We start from the raw sequence: 18,031 nt of genomic DNA, 5'->3' as shown, positions 1-18,031 counted from the left end.
CCTCTCGTTTTTTAGATTTGGTTTGACGGCCATCTCTATTATACGATTGGAGATTCTTTTGTTACATCCCTAGAAGGTTTATTTTCACACAGGCAGAGCCTGTGGTTTTAAAAGCATTAATAAAAAAATGATGATATCCTCTCTCTAAGGAGACGATATCATCATTTTCTCTATCGCCATCTTAGTGCTACAGTTAACTTACAGCATTCTGTATTGGCGACCTTTGATGTAAATACCATTCGTAATCCATCTGGGTTAAACTCCACATCGACATCCGATGTTATTCCAATTGATTTAATTAACCTTTTTACTTCAGCCATATTAGACGCCTGTGCTGCAGCCATGACCTGATTATCAAATTCCTTTGAAGTTGCAAACCGGTCTAACACAATACTTACTTCCTTCATTAACTTTCTGGTTTCATTTGCAGATGCATGAAGTAGTCCTGCATCCACTTTAGGAAATTGGCGATTCATATTATGTTGATGCAGATATGCTGGATATACATATACTGGATAATAATACAATGGCCTTCCCTCCTCCATTCTTCTCTTTTACAACACTATATGCGGAACTAATTAGTCAGGGAATCGTGAGCCCTCTTAATAAGCATAAATTCCCATTGATAATCTCCCTACAAAAGACATATAATAAGAACAAACGTTCTGTAGGTGGTGAATATCATGGACTATTCTTCATTTCCACGTCACGATGTACTTTGTATCGATATGCGTTCCTTTTATGCCAGTGTAGAAGCCGTTAAATTAAAGCTTGATCCAATGAAAGATCTACTTGCAGTTGTGGGAGATCCAAGCCGTTCGGGAAGTATCGTGCTCGCCGCATCGCCCGCTCTGAAAGAAAAATACGGCATCAGCAATGTCAGTCGTTTTTTTGAATTACCGAAAGACCCAAATATTCATATCGTTCCTGCCCATATGGCAGATTATTTAGAGGTTTCCGTAGAAATTACCAGATTAATTAATCAATATGCCCCAAAGGAGGCCATTCACCAATATTCTGTTGATGAAGTTTGGGTTACACTAAATGGACTTGGTAGGTTATTCGGCGATGCTAGAGAAATTGCCAGACAAATTAAGCAGGACATTCTCGAAAGCTTCGGTATCACTTGCTCAATCGGAATTGGTGATAACAAATTTTTAGCGAAAGTTGTCATGGACTTACATGCTAAAAAGGTTGGTATTGCGGAATGTCGTTATGAGGATGTGGAGGAAAAGCTTTGGCCGTTTCCAGTAGAAAAAATATGGGGAATCGGAAATAGAATGAAAAAAAACCTGAATCGTATGGGCATTATTACTCTTGGTCAGCTCGCAAGATTTGATTTAAATCATCTGAAGAAACGGTTCGGCATTATGGGTGAACAGCTTTATTGGCATGCGTGGGGAGTTGACTTAAGTCCGGTATATGGAGACTTTGTTAAACATGAACAAAAGGGCTTTGGGCATGGTATTGCTCTTTTACGTGACTACACCAAAAATGACGTTGCTGTTTGTATTTTAGATCTTTGTGAAGAGGTGTGTCGGCGTGCTCGTACAGCGGGAAAAACAGGAAAAACGATTCACCTCGGAATTGCTTATTCTAAAGAAACTGGGGGCGGATTTTCTCGTTCGCGTTCTATTTCCATACCAACTAATGTGACGATGGATGTGTACCATGTTTGTATGCAGCTTTTCCATGAATTCTATGATGGACATAGTAATATTCGCCATGTTTATGTAACACTCGATAATTTATATGAAAAAGCCGAGACCCAATTAAATTTATTTGAAAATCGTTCCAAAAAAACTGATATTGGCTATGTTATGGATGCTATTCGTGATAAATATGGCGCTACCGCTATTCTTCGTGCGAGTAGTTATACCGATGCTGGGATAACTATTGATCGCAGTAAAAAAATTGGTGGGCATCATGCATAATAAAAATGTCTCGAGGGAACTTCCTATCACCTCCTAATGAGGTGAGAAGATTTTCCTTATAAAGATGGAGAATACTACCATTGAGGAAAGTATTCTCCATCAACTTTGTACATAGATACTAACTAAGTAAGGCTCCAATTGCCCCAGCATGTGATCCTTTTTCTAAAAAAATTGGATCATATGCCAATGCCTTATGAAAACTAGTTAACACCGTTTGTAATGGTTTATTATTCGTTAATGTACTACCAACAAATACTATTCGCTTAACCTGCTTTTTTGTCGCTGCTTGGCCAGCAAGTAATACAATTGTCTCTCCAATTAAATGCATAACACTTGCCAAATAATCCTGCTCTGTAGCAGCTTTGTTCAAATGGGCTTTTCCGAAATTAGCTGCAGTTAAATCTCCAAAAATAGGAGGCTCATCAGGGGCATAAATATCTCGGACAAGTAAATCACTATTACGATTATCACCCTTTAATGCTAGGGAAGTAAATAAATGGAAATCCGTCTTCCCTGTTATTAAGTGGCCAAGCCCCATTAAGGTTCCACCACCTATGCCACTGCCCAATACTCGTTCATAGGAATCCTCTGTCACATGAAAAATAGAGGTACCTGTACCAATATTTACTAAAATGAACTCCTCACCCTGAATACCTTTTTCCTCTTGCAGCAAGTAGCGACTTCCTTTTGTGACTGCACGAAATTCCTCAACGATATGGCAAGTATTCGAGTTAATATTCTTAAAATGTCCCGCTTTTCCTCCCGTTGCGTAGACAATAGCATCAGACAAAAACGGCGATAACCAGGAGATAGCCTGATCCAATTCATGATTTGAAAATGTTTTAATATGTATTTTTTCTTGCTCATGATAAGCGATTTTCACAAGTGATCCGCCAGCATCAATTCCAATCTTTCTAACCAAAACTGGATTCCCCCTCATTTCTATGGGCTTTAGTAATATCAATTAAGGATATGGCCTATTTTACTATAACCACGAATTTTCTACAGCACAGAAGAACTTAATATCTTATATATAAATTAACCATTACAAGGACAAATAACAATATTTTTAAAATATAGGCTTGGAAAATGGTTTATTCATAATGGGATTAAGGAAAATGTACATATTAAGATTATCATTTAAATTTTGAGAGTCAAAAGGAAGGAATGTCCGCATGAATGCAAAACTGATTGATTGGCCCACATTTATTGGTGCGTTGGTGGTTTTACTAGCGGTCACATTACCATTAATCTTCTTTCCAGAGGCAGGAGAAGCAGCAATTAATATGGCCAATAATTTCCTCACTGGAAAATTCGGAGTTCTCTATTTAGCACTCGGTTTATTCTCGTTAGTTTTTCTCCTTTATGTTGCATTTAGTAAATATGGGAAAATAAAATTAGGTAAGCGTGGAACCGAAAAGGAATTCGGCTCATTTTCTTGGGCAGCCATGTTGTTTTCTGCTGGAATTGGTGCGAGCATCCTCTACTGGGGGATGATTGAATGGGCCTACTATTATCAAGGGCCTCCCTTTGGTGTGACACCAGAAACAAAGGAAGCGATTGAACTAGCAGCAACCTATGGAATATTCCACTGGGGACCTATTGCCTGGGCGATTTATACAATCCCAGCTCTACCAATTGCATATTTTTATTTTGTACGAAAAAAACCAGTACTAAAAATAAGCGCTGCAACTCGACCAGTTATAGGACGACTAGCAGATGGACCAATCGGTACAATTATTGATGTGTTGTTTATTTTCGGGTTATTGGGTGGTGCTGGAACAACACTTGCGCTAGGAACACCAATGATTGCAGAAGGTGTTCACGATATTACTGGCATCCCAGTTAGCCTCGGTCTAAAGACAGGGATTATGGTGCTATGTACATGCATCTTTGCAGCAAGTGCCTATTCTGGGTTAAATAAAGGGATTAAGGTACTAAGCGATGTTAATATTTGGTTGGCAATCTTCATCTTAATCTTTATTTTTGTCTTTGGGCCTACTGTATTTATTAGCGAATCCACGTTTACAAGTCTAGGGGTTTTATTAGATAACTTCTTTCATATGGCAACTTGGTTAGAGCCTTTAGCACAAATCAAAGGTTATCCTGCAACCCATTTTCCAGAATCATGGACAATTTTCTATTGGGCTTGGTGGACAGTCTATGCTCCATTTGTAGGGTTATTTGTTGCCAGAATTTCATACGGTAGAACCATACGAGAGATGATTTTTGGTACTTTAATCTATGGTACACTAGGATGTATTTTGTTTTTCGGCATTTTAGGAAACTTTGGGCTTTACTTACAGCTCTCTGAATCCTTTGATGTCATCAATTTCATGAATGAAAATGGAGCATCTGCAACTATCATTGCAATCCTACATCAATTACCTATCTCAAGCTTTATAGTCATTGTTTTCACGATCCTAGCTATTATTTTTCTCTCTACCACCTTTGATTCAGCATCTTACATTTTAGCTGCTGTCGTTCAAAAACATGTCCCTGGTGGAGAAGCCATGCGTTGGAATCGTTTATTTTGGGCTTTCGCATTATTGTTATTACCACTTGTTTTAATGTTCTATGGAGATCTGGAGGCACTGCAAACCGCAAGTATTGTAGCTGGATTTCCAGTAATGTTTATCATGATATTACTGGGAATATCGTTTATCAAGGCTGCTGGCGAGGATATACGTGCACAAAAGGAATACCGTTCTCCTACCATCTATATTGACAGAAGAAACATAGAGAAAAAGACAAACACGCAGGACAAAGCGGACTAAAGAGGCTATTCATCCTTAGCCTCTTTTTCCTTTTATTAAATCTCCATAAACCATTCACTCCCCTTCTCCCGAGTTAATCTATTCCATACTTTCCCTATGACTAAAATGATAGCTACACTCGAAAGTCTATCCCCTAACTCACCTCTATCAGAAAAGATCATTCTAGATAGATTAAAGTAGCAATAAAAATTAGTACCAGGTAATAATTCCTACCAAAGATTCATTTATTTATTCTGAAAATTAATATAATATAAATTACAAATTAGTACTATTTAAGGAGGATAAAAAATGGATGTGGGTGGAATTTTGCAGGTTGTACAGAACAGTAAGCTTATTCAACCAGATGAGAATAAGGCCAAAGCAACTACTATTGGCTCATCAAAGGCATTCCAAGAATTACTGATTACCTCACAAAAAAATCCTGAAGCCTTTTGGGACAGTGTTGCTCGTGAATTAGTTTGGTATAAACCGTGGAAAAAAACCATGACAGGTCAGCTTCCCGATTTTCGCTTTTTTGAAGGCGGGATTAGTAATCCCTGTGTGAATCTAATAGATCGTCATGTTGAAGCTGGAGCTGGTAATCGCACCGCATTAATTTGGGAGGGTGAAAATGGTGATACCACATTTTTTACCTATAATATGTTATTAGCTGAAGTAAATCGCTTTGCAAATGCTCTAAAAACATTCGGTGTTTCCAAAGGAGATTGTGTTGCAATATACCTACCTAATTTAGCAGAGGCATTTATTGCTGTACTTGCATGTTTTCGTATTGGCGCAGTATACAACACCATTTTTTCCGGTTACTCTGAAAAATCATTAAAGGATAGATTAACAGCATTTGAACCGAAAGTTATGGTAACAGCAGATGCCACTCAGCGTCGTGGGAAGAAAATTTATTTAAAAGAAAAAGTGGATCAAGTTATTCCTGAAATACCTTCTGTAGAAGCAGTTATCGTTGTTAACCGCTTCAATACCGATATGGATATGCAGCCAGGAAGAGATTATTGGTGGGAAGAGCTAAGATTAAAAATGAGTATGACGTGCGAGCCAGAACATATAGAAGCTAATGAACCTGGAATTGTTTTTTATACTAGTGGGACAACTGGTAAGCCAAAAGGAGTGGTTCATTCTGGAATGGCATTTGTGATTCAAAACTATATATACGCAAAGTATCATATGGCACATCAAAAAGACGATGTATTTTGGTGTTCAGCAGATATCGGGTGGTTAACAATGCATATATGGGGAATTGCAGGTGCCCTTAGTAATGGTGTTACGACTGTCGTCTACGAGGGGGCACCCGACTATCCTACAAAGGATCGTTTTTATCAAATCATGGAAAAATATCGGGTAAATAAATTATTCACTGCTCCTACTGCATTACGGATGCTAAAGAGTCTTGGTAATGAAGTATTAAAAAAATTCGACCTCTCCTGCTTAGACGTAATATCTCTAGTTGGAGAACCGTTTGATCCAGAAACATGGCATTGGACCTACGAAACATTAGGTAAAAAACAAATCTCCGTAAACAATACATGGGGCCAAACAGAAACAGCGGGTTGTCCAATTGCAGGGGCTGCCTGGTTAACACCAATGAAACCTGGATCTGCTGGAGTCCAATTCTTAGGAGCAGATGTCGCTGTTGTCGATAATGATGGCAATCCTGTAAAGCCTGGGACATTAGGAAATCTTGTAATCCGCAAACCATTCCCTATGTTATGTCGAACGCTTTGGAAGGAGCCAGAGAGATATTACCAGGCTTACTTTAGTCAGGTAGAAGGCTGTTACTATGCCTCTGATTTAGCATTAATAGATAATGATGGCTATATTTGGGTAGTTGGTCGGTCTGATGATGCATTTAATGTTGCTGGTCACCGCTTAAGTACTATGGAAATGGAAAGTGCCGTGTTAGAAGTGGAAGGTGTATCTGAGGTGGCAGTGATTGGAATACCTGATTCGATTAAAGGAGAAGTTCCTGTCGTATTTGTCCGACTATCAGAAGGCTATGATGAGTCTCCTAGCCTTCATGAAAATATTAGTAAAAGTATTGTGGAACAAATCGGGGCAATCGCTAGACCTAAGGAAATTATTGTGGCAGAAGCATTACCGAAAACAGTAAGTGGAAAAATAATGCGACGACTACTAAAAGAGATAATTGTAAAAGGAACTGTAACAGGTGATATTACTGGACTAGAGGATCCATCGACAGTTAATATGTTACAAAACTCATTGGACGCACGTACAAAAATTTAGATTAAAAGCGGAACAGAGCTGCCTCTGTTCCGTTTATATTAATATCTTACTGAGTTATTTACATTAATTAAACCGTATTTCACATAAGTACCAACACCACTCATGGATGAAGCTGTATTTTGAATAGCTGCACGCACCTGTGAATTACTACGATTTTGCCCTTTTAGTAATGCTGCTTGACCAGCAACATACGGAGAAGCCATTGAAGTACCTGACATGTAAACATAACGGTTGCCAGGATATGTGGAAGCAATATCAACACCAGGCGCCATAACATCAACCCAAGTCCCCCAGTTAGAGAAGCTAGCCTTTCTATTATTGGAATCAACCGCTCCTACTGCAATAACATTTGCATATGAGGCTGGTTCAAATGTAGTGTTCACTCCATCGTTCCCAGCTGCGGCAACTAGTACAACACCCTTATTCCATGCATAATTAACAGCATTCTCTAATGTTTTTGTAGCGCAATCACAGCCAAGGGATAGGTTAATAACCTCAGCACCAGCGTCTGCAGCATAAATAATGCCATCAGCAATATTGGCTAGAGATCCACTTCCATTTGCATCCAATACGCGTACTGCTAGAATTTTTGTGTTTGGAGCCATTCCTGCAATACCAGTAGCATTATTGGTTTCAGCAGCTGCTATTCCTGCAACATGTGTGCCATGTCCGTTTTGATCCATTGGTGCCATATCATTCTGAACAAAGTCATAACCACGAATAACCTTCCCATCTAAATCAGGATGATTATAATCAACCCCAGTATCTAGTACCGCAATCTCTTGATTGGAGCTACCCCGTGCTACATCCCAAGCTTGACTGGCATACGTATTGAATAACCCATATTGGTAGCTAGGGCTGAAATATGGATCGTTTGGTGTCCATGTGGCGTGAAGTAAGTAATTAGGCTCTGCATACTCAACATTGGGATTGTTATTCAATGCCTTGACCACAGCATCAACATTCCCAACCTCAAGCACTAAGAACGGAGATTTAACAATATCCAGATCTGCTTTTACCTTTGCATTTACATTTTTAATCACATTTTCTTGCGATTGAACGGCAACCTTATCCTTGAATTTAACAATAACCTCACCTTTAACAAACTCTTCTTTTTCTACCGCTGGATTCGGATTGACATTAATGGAGAGTTTTTCTAACTTCCCATCATCTGCTTGAGCACTGCCCACAATTGGAAATAACAGCACTAGTGTTGCAAAAATTAACACACCTAACCAAGACTTCTTCATTAAGCTCCTCCTCTCATTCTTACAGTTTTCATTATATTCGGAAAATTAAAGGTTGAAAATAAGCAAAGGAGCCTAAAAAAGTTGGGAAATGTGAGTAGACATATTGTGAAAGATTCAGGAAAAATTTCCTACAGAAATCGAATTGCGTTGAATATATATAGGAATAGAAAAAAAGTTAATTTCTCTTCCAATGTTGACTATACTGTATATACAATTATTATTGGTGGTGAAATGAAGAATAATATGGAATACACCAAAACCTTTATCCGTCTATTAGATACAAATATATATTGTGAATACGTAATTCAGGATAAGCCTCCAATCATATTAATTCATGGCTTTGTTGCATCATCCTATACCTTCCATCGCTTAAAACCATTACTAGCTAATAATTTTTCGGTAATTGCTATAGACTTACCTGGTTTTGGAAAAAGTGAAAAATCAACATCCTTTATTTATTCGTTTAATAATTACGCTCATCTAGTTTTAGAGTGCTTGCACTACTTCTCTATAAAAGAAGCGTACATAGCCGGTCATTCAATGGGTGGGCAAATTGCACTGTATACTGCTAAAAGAGCTCCGAATAGGGTCAAGAGGTTAATACTTTTTAGTAGTTCAGGCTATCTACCAAGAGCTAGATCGTTACTTATTTATATTTCATATCTACCCTTTTTCCATTTACTTGCTAAGCAGAAAATCGGACCTCAAACGGTTATACAAAACTTAAAGAATGTTTTTTATGATCATTCACTTATAACTAATGATCAAATTGAGGAATATGGAAGGCCGCTTCAAGACAAAAATTTTTCGAAAGCACTAGTCAGACTATTACGCCATCGTGAAGGTGATTTACGAAGTGAAGAGCTGCAAAAGATTCATACCCCCACCCTCTTGCTTTGGGGCGAGGAAGACAGGGTTGTCCCCTTAACAATAGGAAAAAAATTAGTAAAGGACCTGCCAAACGCAAGGTTAATTTCATATGAACGAGCAGGTCATCTTATTACAGAAGAAAAACCACTGGAACTTTATCATCAAATACGCTTATTCACTTCCGATAAATAAGTTAAAATTTATTTTGTCTCGTTAAGTGTTACATAAGAAGCCCAGTACTTTTTGTGGTGTTTAGCATAATCTGTTAATAAAAATTAGCCATACTGGGGTGAACTATATGGGTGCAAGAAGGAATAGATTACCGGGACGCTTCGATATTGATATGACCCCTTTACATGACTTTATGAGGCAAATGGATTCCTTTTTCAACCAATCCTTTAAGCAAATGAATGAGCAATTTCAGTTAAAGCCATTCTGGGTAGATATGTATGAAAAGGATTCACACTTTGTTGTCAAAGCAGAGCTAGGAGATTATACGAAGGAACAGATTCAAATCGAAGCTTCAGGTAATCAGCTTCGTATTCGAGTAGATGATAATCGGATAATAAAAGAAGAAGATACGAAACAACAAACTCTATTTAGTAGACAAAGCTTCCATCGCAAGGAGCAAGTTGTTAACCTACCATTTGATATACCGCAAAACAAAATAAAAGCTTCATTCAAAAATCAAATCTTAACGATTACTATTCCTAAACCTGAAAGCATGAAAAGAAGATTAATAGAAATCGATGATTCCTAAAGAAAATCTAGTAAGGATTTGACCACCCTAGTCGAATCCTCTTTTCTTTTTTGTATTTATTAACAACTTCACCCACCCTGCAAAACTTATAGCTTTCAATATATTAAAAGGAGTGAAGCAATTGACTGTTATACGTACTGATAAATGGCTTGAAAAGGCATATCAAAAGCCCGATGAAATTTTTAAAAAGTTATCCAGTTATTTTGATAATGCTGACGAAAAGGATGTTGCAATGTATTTAACACAGCATGGGATGTATTACAAACCAGTGCGTAATGGAGAAGCGTTGGTTGAATCATTACGAAAAAAGAATGTCTGGGGCATTGTTCAACAAGAAGAAGAAAAATTGTCGAAACTGTGGAAAGGTAATAATATACCGATTTTCATCTTTCCTTCTAATACCTATAACCGTCAAATAATGGAACAATACAATGGAAGATCTGGACTTTCTTTCCGTGATAAGTTATTTCTCTTTATTTCAGATATAAACAGCGAAGATGAAATAAGAGCACTCTTTACCCATGAATATAATCATTGTTGCCGCCTTGCTCATAACCCTAAAGATGAGAAGGACTATTCCCTATTAGATGTGATTGTATTAGAGGGCATGGCTGAACAAGCAGTTAATGAAAGATATGGCAAAGAGCTCCAAGCCCCATGGACGCAATATTACACACAGGAGGAAGCAGAAAAAATTTGGAAATCTATTGTGCAACCAAATGCTGACTTGCCAAAATCATCTCGTCGAGTTACTGAAATTCTTTATGGTAAAAAGTTATTTCCTCATATGGCAGGATATTGTGTAGGTTACTATTTAGTTAATCGTTATTGCCAGCAGACTGGTAAGGAAAGCAAAGATTTATTATCGATACCCTCAGAAAAAATTGCTTTTATAGAAAAATAGGCAAATATACAGATTTACTTGTACCTAGGTGTATAACCCAAACACAATTATTTCTAGGTTCATATAGTATTAACAAACACTGATAATAAAAGTGTTTACCCGAGAAGAGCCAGACTAATTTTATATTGCTCTTCAAATTCTGAATAAATGTTAGGAGGGATTTTAGTATGTCATTTGGATACGGCTGTGGTTATGGCGGATACGGCTTCGGAGCTGGCTACGGATATGGCGGAGGATTTGCTTTGATTGTCGTGTTATTTATCCTTCTAATCATCGTAGGTGCTGCTTGGCTGTAATGTGAAACCATTACTCTTTTTCCACCTAAACTATCAACATGGCGGGGAAAAACTTCCCCGTCCTAGGTAGTTAAATTTCTGTACATTCAACCAACAAATGGATTAGATTTGTTACACCAGAAAATTCCCTAGAGGTGGGCTATAAATCGTTTATCCTAAAGGACATTTCATATCATATGTGAAATGTCCTTTTGAATTTCAATTGTACAAGAATTCTGCCCTGTTTCCACAAAAAATACATATTTTCTTGAACAATTTGTGAAGTATTTCTCAAACTATTGTACATTTTATCACATCGTAATAAGATATGATAACGGTACTTTGTGCCATAAAACTAAGTTCAAGTGAACTGTTGTCAATTTCATTATAGTTCAATCATTCTTTGAGAGGAGCGTAATCATGCGATTCAAATGGATAGTTTTTTCATCGTTGTTACTACTTACCACCATTTTAGCTGGCTGTGAGCCCTTGCTAGTATTAAATCCAAAAGGACCACAAGCTGAAACAACTGCATCCGTTATATGGATTTCTATTATTACTATGGCGTTCATTGTTATTATCGTCATAACATTATTAATCATCATGCTGGTCAAATATCGTGCAAGTAAGCAGCCAGATGATTATGAACCACCACATATAAAAGGAAATCCAATATTGGAAGCAATTATTGTAATTGTTCCAGTGTTAATTGTTACATTTTTATCAATAATGTCTGTTAAGTCCACTTATGAGGTAGAATCTGTTCCAGATGGGTATGAGGATCAAGATCCATTGATTATTTATGCTTCATCTTCTAACTGGAAATGGCATTTTAGTTATCCGGAACAGGATGTCGAGACAGTTAATTATGTCTTTTTCCCTACCAATCGTCCTGTTGAATTTCGTTTATACTCTTATGGGCCAATAACAAGCTTCTGGATACCTCAGCTTGCAGGTCAAAAGTATGCAATGGCTGATATGATAACTAAAATAAATCTCGTAGCAGAATCTCCAGGCGATTACATGGGAAGAAATGCAAATTTCAGTGGTAAAGGATTTGCTGAAAATATATTTACTGCTACTGCACTATCACCAGATGAATTTGATAAATGGGTGGGAGAGATTCATTCTACCGCAGAACCGCTTACGGAAGATGAATTCAATAAATTATTAGAACCTGGACATTTAGGAAAAATGACATTTACAGGAACTCATTTATCATTTGCGCCAGCTCCTGAAGGTGAAAATGCTGGTCATCATCACCATATGGAGTCAGATCAAGATCATAGTATGGAATCAGATCAGGATCATAGCGAGCATTCATCTCATTAAGACTATTCGTTCGCTATCCAATTAAGAAACTATAATTCTAAGAATCAATTATCTTAGAGAGGAGTAAAAAAGATGGAATTCTTTGAACGGTTTGCTATTCCAAATGCTAGTCCTTTAATCTATGCATCAATGGTAGCGATTGGTCTAACGGTTGTTGCCATCGTAATAGGACTTACCTATTTTAAAAAATGGGGTTATCTTTGGAAAGAATGGCTAACCACAGTTGATCATAAACGTATTGGAATTATGTATATCATATCTGCACTATTAATGTTATTCCGAGGTGGAGTAGATGCTGTCATGATGCGTCTACAGACAGCTGTACCGGATAATAGCTTTTTAGATGCACAGCACTATAATGAGGTATTTACTACACATGGAGTAGTCATGATCATGTTCATGGCGATGGCTTTTATCATTGGTATGATGAACTTTGTAGTACCACTTCAAATTGGAGCACGTGATGTAGCATTTCCTCGTTTAAATGCGATTAGTTTTTGGTTATATTTTACTGGGGCAATGCTCTTTAATATATCATTTGTTATCGGCGGATCACCTGATGCTGGCTGGACTAATTACTTCCCACTAGCTGGAACCGACTTTAGTGAAACTGTCGGGATTAATTATTATATGTGGGCACTTCAAATATCAGGTATTGGTACTTTGATGACTGGAATTAACTTCATTGTTACCATTATTAAGATGAGAGCACCTGGAATGAAATTAATGAAAATGCCAATGTTTACATGGGCATCCCTTATTACAAATGCTATTATTGTGTTTGCATTCCCAGTGCTTACAATCGCCTTATTAATGGGAACCTTTGACCGTCAATTTGGTACACATTTCTTCGCGTCTACCAATGGCGGAATGGATATGCTTTGGGCAAACCTTTTCTGGGTATGGGGACATCCTGAGGTATATATATTAATTTTACCTGCATTTGGTGTATATAGTGAGGTTATTAGTACCTTCTCTGGAAGAAATCTATATGGCTATAAATCTATGGTTGCATCGATGGTTCTTATATCATTTATGTCCTTCCTAGTATGGGTACACCACTTCTTTACCATGGGACATGGTGCACTTGTAAATGGAATTTTCTCTATTACAACCATGGCTATCGCAGTTCCAACTGGTATTAAAATATTTAACTGGTTACTGACCATGTGGAAAGGAAAAATTCGCTTTACCGTACCAATGCTCTACTCTGTTGGATTTATTCCTTTATTCACCATCGGTGGAGTAACAGGTGTAATGCTTGCAATTGCGAGTGCCGATTATCAATATCATAATACGATGTTTCTTGTAGCACATTTCCATAATGTTATTATTCCAGGTGTTGTATTTGCGATGCTTGCCGGCCTAACCTACTGGTGGCCAAAGATGTTTGGTTTTATGCTAAATGAACGTATTGGAAAATGGGGATTTTGGTTTTTAAGTATTGGTTTCTGTTTAGCCTTCTTCCCAATGTATATAACAGGATTAGACGGGCAAGCACGTCGTATGTACACGTACTCAGCAGAAACTGGTTTTGGACCACTTAATATGGTCTCCTTCATAGGAGCAGGATTAATGGCAATTGCCTTCATTCTAATTGTGTACAATGTGTATTACAGCTTCCGTCATTCGCCAAGAAATGTTGGGCAAGATCCATGGAATGCGCGTTCATTAGAGTGGGCAACTCCAAACCCAGTTCCCCATTATAACTTTGCTGTTGACCCAGTGGTTAATTCATCAGAGGCTTTCTGGGATGCAAAGAAAAATGGACATGTACTATTCCCAGAAAAAATCAAAAAGATTCATATGCCTAACAATAGCGGTTTACCAATTATTTTGGCAGGATTCTTCTTTATCTTTGGATTTTCATTCGTCTTCAGCATATGGGTTGGAGTCATTATTGCAGCTTTAGGAATTATCGGTTGCTTGGCATATCGATCCTTTGAAAAAGACCCGGGACACTATATTTCTCGAGAAGAAATACTAGAGACCGAAAAGAAATTAGGAGGTGCTTCTAATGAAATTTGATCATTCGCAGCCTCTTGAATATAGTACCCAGCAAAACCAAATGAATATATTAGGCTTCTGGATATTCTTGGGTGCTGAAATTATGTTATTTGGAACTCTATTCGCATCATATTTCACACTTAACAATGGTGTTGGATCTGGTCCATCTGGCTCTGAGGTATTTGAAATTACACCAGTGCTATTAGAAACAATCATATTGTTAACAAGTAGCTTTACCATTGGGCTAGCAACACACGCAATGCGAATTAATCATAAAAAAGCAACTTTAGCATTTTTAGCTATTACCCTACTTCTTGGATTATCCTTTCTAGGTGTAGAGGTCTATGAGTTTATCAATTATTATCACGAAGGACTAACCTTACAAACTAGTGCATTTTCAGCAATGTTATTGTTGACATTAGGTACCCATGGTGCACACGTTACCTTTGGTTTATTCTGGGGACTATTTATATTCCTTCAGATAAAAAAACAAGGATTCACAGTAGGCACTACAAATAAGTCCTTTATTTTCTCACTGTACTGGCATTTTCTAGATGTTGTTTGGATCTTTATATTCAGCTTCATCTATTTGAAAGGAATGATGTAGGATGAGAGAACTATTTCCTGCAAAACAGGTAATGGGATTTATTTTCTCCCTTGTTCTAACGGCTATTGCACTGAGCGTTTATTTTACAGATATGTCATTTCAAGTTGGTATGACAATATTGCTTATAACTGCTTTTATTCAAGCAGCATTACAGTTAGTATTTTTTATGCACGCTGGAGAGTCACAGGATAAAAATGCGATCTATACGGGTATCTATTATGGTATTGCCATTGCTTTAGTAACTGTTTTTGGTACACTCCTAACTTTAATATGGGGTTATATGTAAATAAGAGCTCTGTCATAAGACAGAGCTCTTATTTTATAAAAAAGTCTTTTGTTTATGCTTTTCCACCACTTCTTCTGTCGCTACCAAGAAGATTCCCATGATGAAAATAAACACTCCACCCATTGTTATCCCAATTCCTATCCCGATTAGAGCGCTTACATTATTAACAAACAAGCCATAAATAAATAATAAAAGACCAATGGTTATTAAAATACCACTAATAAAGCTTACTGCCCTCAAAATCTTTGATGGATTCATAGTAAACCATCCCCCTCTACATCTATATTATTCATTTGTTCACATTTTTGTCAAATTCTTTTTTCAATAACATTATATTAAGTTTTGTAGAAAACAGTTATAAAGTAGAGTTTTGAAAAAATTATTTATATTTTTTGAAACTTCCTATACAATAGAATCGTATAGTAGGTAATCGGAATTTCGAATCAATAGATAGGATGATGCAAATGACATTATTTGGGGTGGATATTCAGACGATTTACTTGGGTTCACTAATCATTTTTGGATGCCTTACTGTTTTATATCTTTTCTTCGGGGATATAATGGATGGGATTAGTGAAGGTATTCCATTTTTTAATCCAACTCTACTATTAGCCTTCATTGTTTTCTTATCCTCTTCTGGGTATGTTTTAGAGCTAGTTACACCAATGTCAAGTACAGCAATTCTCCTGATTTCTCTCGCTTTTGCTTTTATCATGAGTGCTTTACTCCATTTCTTCGTATTAATTCCACTATCATCAGCAGAGGAATCTATTGCCTTTACCGAAGAATCTTTAAAAGGGAGAGTTGGAAAGGTAATTATTTCCGTACCTATGGATGGATTTGGTGAAGTTGTTATCGATGGAAAGAGCGGGATGGTTACACGACCTGCAACGAGTTATGAAAACAAGCCAATTCCAGAAGGTACAGAGGTTTTAGTTCTAGAAATCAAGGATAGGGTATTATATGTCATTCCATATGATCTAGATTCCGAGATGTCTTTATCCTAATACGGTTATATAAGTCGTATTTAATTTTTTACAAGGGGGATTTTGAATGGATTTAGGTATTATTAGTGGCTTTACCATCCTCATCGCAATCGCTGTTTTTCTGGTCATTGCACTTATTGCAGTCTTTGTTAAGAAATACCGTACTGCTGGTCCGGATGAGGCATTAATTGTGACAGGAAGCTATTTAGGTAATGGTAAAACAGTACATACAGACGAATCAGGTAACAAGATCAAAATTATTCGTGGTGGCGGTACCTTCGTTCTGCCAGTATTCCAACAAGCCGAACCTTTAAGTCTACTATCTAGCAAACTAGATGTTACAACTCCTGAAGTATATACAGAACAAGGTGTACCAGTAATGGCTGATGGTACAGCTATCATTAAAATTGGTGGAACTGTAAATGAAATAGCTACTGCTGCAGAGCAATTCTTAGGTAAAACGAAAGAGGACCGTGAAAGTGAGGCAAAGGAAGTTCTTGAAGGTCATCTTCGTTCTATCCTCGGTTCTATGACAGTTGAAGAGATCTATAAAAATCGAGACAAGTTCTCACAAGAAGTGCAACGTGTCGCGTCCCAGGACTTAGCGAAAATGGGATTAAATATCGTTTCCTTTACAATTAAGGATGTTCGTGATAAGAACGGATACCTCGACTCTTTAGGAAAGCCGCGTATCGCACAAGTTAGACGTGACGCAGATATAGCTACAGCAGAAGCTGATAAAGAAACTCGAATCAAACAAGCAGAAGCTGATAAAGAAGCGAAGAAGGCTGAACTAGAGCGTGCTACTGAGGTTGCTGAAGCAGAGAAAGAAAACCAATTAAAAACTGCTGAATTTAGACGAGAGCAAGATATTGCCAAGGCTCGAGCAGACCAAGCATATGATTTAGAAACCGCACGCGCTAAACAAGAAGTAACTGAACAAGAGATGCAAATTAAGATTATTGAACGTCAAAAGCAAATCGAACTTGAAGAAAAAGAAATCTTACGTCGTGAAAAGCAATATGACTCAGAGGTTAAAAAGAAAGCCGATGCAGACCGATATGCAGTTGAGCAAGCTGCGATTGCTGATAAAGCAAAACAAATAGCATCCGCTGATGCAAATCAATATCGAATTGAGTCTGAGGCAAAAGCTCAAGCTGAGAAGATTCGTGTCGACGGTTTGGCGAAAGCAGAAGCACAACGTGCACAGGGTGAATCGGAAGCTGAAATCATTCGTCTGAAGGGTCTTGCGGAAGCTGAGGCTAAGCGTAAAATTGCTGAAGCATTTGAACAATATGGTCAGGCAGCAGTTCTAGATATGGTTGTCCGTATGCTTCCACAGTATGCGAAAGAAATTGCTAGTCCATTAGGAAATATCGATAAAATTACAGTTGTGGATACAGGCGGTAACGGAAAAGATGGAGGTGCAAATAAAGTCACTAGTTATGCTACTGACTTAATGGCATCTCTACAGGAAACCTTAAAAGCCTCCTCAGGAATTGATGTCAAAGAGCTTTTAGAAGGATTAGTTGGTAATAATAAATTACAAGTAGCTGATCGCGACGGTCTGTCCTTTGAACTTAAAGAAACAAAACCAGTTCAGGATGAAACACCTAAAGTAATAGTAGAAGAAGAAATAACGAAATAATAAAGAAAGGCAAAGGAACAACGAGATGTTCGTTCCTTTGCCTTTCTCTATTGTTTTTTTATTCTTCGACCACATCCACATCCAGATTTTTTCAACCTTTTTTGTTGTGGTTTTGATGTGGAGGTATGATTAGTTTCCTTGA

Annotated in this window: 17 protein-coding genes; 13 read left to right on the top strand and 4 right to left on the bottom strand. The window is 37.5% G+C overall.

Going from position 1 to position 18,031, the window contains the following annotated elements; genetic code table 11:
• Positions 1-170: 170 nt before the first annotated feature.
• Positions 171-527: a YuzC family spore coat inner layer protein gene (locus HNR27_RS06775; protein WP_212919448.1), complete on the bottom strand. Its 357-nt coding sequence runs from the start codon at positions 525-527 to the stop codon at positions 171-173.
• A 156-nt stretch (positions 528-683) separates the two neighbouring features.
• Between HNR27_RS06775 and HNR27_RS06770 the strand changes: the two genes are divergently transcribed.
• Positions 684-1,934, top strand: coding sequence for a DNA polymerase IV (locus tag HNR27_RS06770; protein ID WP_429339191.1), 1,251 nt, complete (start codon positions 684-686; stop codon positions 1,932-1,934).
• A 118-nt stretch (positions 1,935-2,052) separates the two neighbouring features.
• Here the strand turns inward: HNR27_RS06770 and coaW are convergent, their stop codons facing one another.
• Positions 2,053-2,856: a type II pantothenate kinase gene (gene coaW, locus HNR27_RS06765; protein WP_429339190.1), complete on the bottom strand. Its 804-nt coding sequence runs from the start codon at positions 2,854-2,856 to the stop codon at positions 2,053-2,055.
• Between the two features lie 253 nt (positions 2,857-3,109).
• Here coaW and HNR27_RS06760 point away from each other — a divergent pair, with 253 nt between their 5' ends.
• Together HNR27_RS06760 and HNR27_RS06755 are read left to right on the top strand one after the other, a co-directional pair.
• A complete protein-coding gene (locus tag HNR27_RS06760) occupies positions 3,110-4,711 on the top strand; it encodes a BCCT family transporter (protein ID WP_212919445.1) in 1,602 nt (533 codons plus the stop codon).
• 288 nt (positions 4,712-4,999) lie between these two features.
• The gene (locus HNR27_RS06755) at positions 5,000-6,964 is read left to right on the top strand and encodes an acetate--CoA ligase (protein ID WP_429339189.1); all 1,965 of its coding nucleotides are present in this window, start codon (positions 5,000-5,002) and stop codon (positions 6,962-6,964) included.
• A 38-nt stretch (positions 6,965-7,002) separates the two neighbouring features.
• On the opposite strand, the gene HNR27_RS06750 is transcribed toward HNR27_RS06755, so the two are convergent.
• The gene (locus tag HNR27_RS06750; protein WP_429339188.1) at positions 7,003-8,214 is read right to left on the bottom strand and encodes a S8 family peptidase; all 1,212 of its coding nucleotides are present in this window, start codon (positions 8,212-8,214) and stop codon (positions 7,003-7,005) included.
• A gap of 90 nt (positions 8,215-8,304) precedes the next feature.
• Between HNR27_RS06750 and HNR27_RS06745 the strand changes: the two genes are divergently transcribed.
• The 8 genes from HNR27_RS06745 (at position 8,305) to qoxD (ending at position 15,255) form a co-directional block, all read left to right on the top strand.
• The gene (locus HNR27_RS06745) at positions 8,305-9,276 is read left to right on the top strand and encodes an alpha/beta fold hydrolase (RefSeq protein ID WP_429339206.1); all 972 of its coding nucleotides are present in this window, start codon (positions 8,305-8,307) and stop codon (positions 9,274-9,276) included.
• A 106-nt stretch (positions 9,277-9,382) separates the two neighbouring features.
• Positions 9,383-9,844 (top strand): Hsp20/alpha crystallin family protein, encoded by a 462-nt coding sequence (locus HNR27_RS06740; RefSeq protein WP_429339187.1) that lies wholly within the window; start codon positions 9,383-9,385, stop codon positions 9,842-9,844.
• Between the two features lie 112 nt (positions 9,845-9,956).
• Positions 9,957-10,748, top strand: coding sequence for a DUF2268 domain-containing putative Zn-dependent protease (locus HNR27_RS06735; RefSeq protein ID WP_429339186.1), 792 nt, complete (start codon positions 9,957-9,959; stop codon positions 10,746-10,748).
• Positions 10,749-10,915: 167 nt separating this feature from the next.
• Positions 10,916-11,044: a YjcZ family sporulation protein gene (locus HNR27_RS06730; RefSeq protein WP_212919440.1), complete on the top strand. Its 129-nt coding sequence runs from the start codon at positions 10,916-10,918 to the stop codon at positions 11,042-11,044.
• Positions 11,045-11,443: 399 nt separating this feature from the next.
• Positions 11,444-12,355, top strand: a complete 912-nt coding sequence (gene qoxA, locus HNR27_RS06725) for a cytochrome aa3 quinol oxidase subunit II (RefSeq protein ID WP_429339185.1) — start codon at positions 11,444-11,446, stop codon at positions 12,353-12,355.
• 72 nt (positions 12,356-12,427) lie between these two features.
• On the top strand, positions 12,428-14,383 hold the full coding sequence (qoxB, locus tag HNR27_RS06720; protein ID WP_429339184.1) for a cytochrome aa3 quinol oxidase subunit I: 1,956 nt from the start codon (positions 12,428-12,430) through the stop codon (positions 14,381-14,383).
• Entirely contained in the window at positions 14,373-14,969 is a 597-nt protein-coding gene (locus HNR27_RS06715) for a cytochrome c oxidase subunit 3 (protein WP_429339183.1), read from the top strand. Before qoxB ends, HNR27_RS06715 begins: the two co-directional genes overlap by 11 nt.
• 1 nt (position 14,970) lies before the next feature.
• Positions 14,971-15,255, top strand: a complete 285-nt coding sequence (qoxD, locus tag HNR27_RS06710) for a cytochrome aa3 quinol oxidase subunit IV (protein ID WP_212919436.1) — start codon at positions 14,971-14,973, stop codon at positions 15,253-15,255.
• 33 nt (positions 15,256-15,288) lie between these two features.
• Here qoxD and HNR27_RS06705 read toward each other — a convergent pair whose 3' ends face one another.
• Positions 15,289-15,513, bottom strand: coding sequence for a hypothetical protein (locus HNR27_RS06705; RefSeq protein ID WP_212919435.1), 225 nt, complete (start codon positions 15,511-15,513; stop codon positions 15,289-15,291).
• A gap of 206 nt (positions 15,514-15,719) precedes the next feature.
• On the opposite strand from HNR27_RS06705, the gene HNR27_RS06700 reads away from it, so the two are divergent.
• Positions 15,720-16,262, top strand: a complete 543-nt coding sequence (locus HNR27_RS06700) for an NfeD family protein (protein ID WP_212919434.1) — start codon at positions 15,720-15,722, stop codon at positions 16,260-16,262.
• A gap of 46 nt (positions 16,263-16,308) precedes the next feature.
• Complete coding sequence (gene floT / locus HNR27_RS06695; protein WP_429339182.1) at positions 16,309-17,889, top strand: flotillin lipid rafts scaffold protein FloT; 1,581 nt, start codon at positions 16,309-16,311, stop codon at positions 17,887-17,889.
• Positions 17,890-18,031: the final 142 nt, after the last annotated feature.

The sequence above is a fragment of the Ornithinibacillus bavariensis genome, assembly GCF_050433565.1.
Lineage (GTDB): Bacteria > Bacillota > Bacilli > Bacillales > Amphibacillaceae > Ornithinibacillus > Ornithinibacillus bavariensis.
The sequence above is the reverse complement of the archived record's forward strand: the minus strand, read 5'-3'. Positions and strand labels throughout refer to the sequence as shown.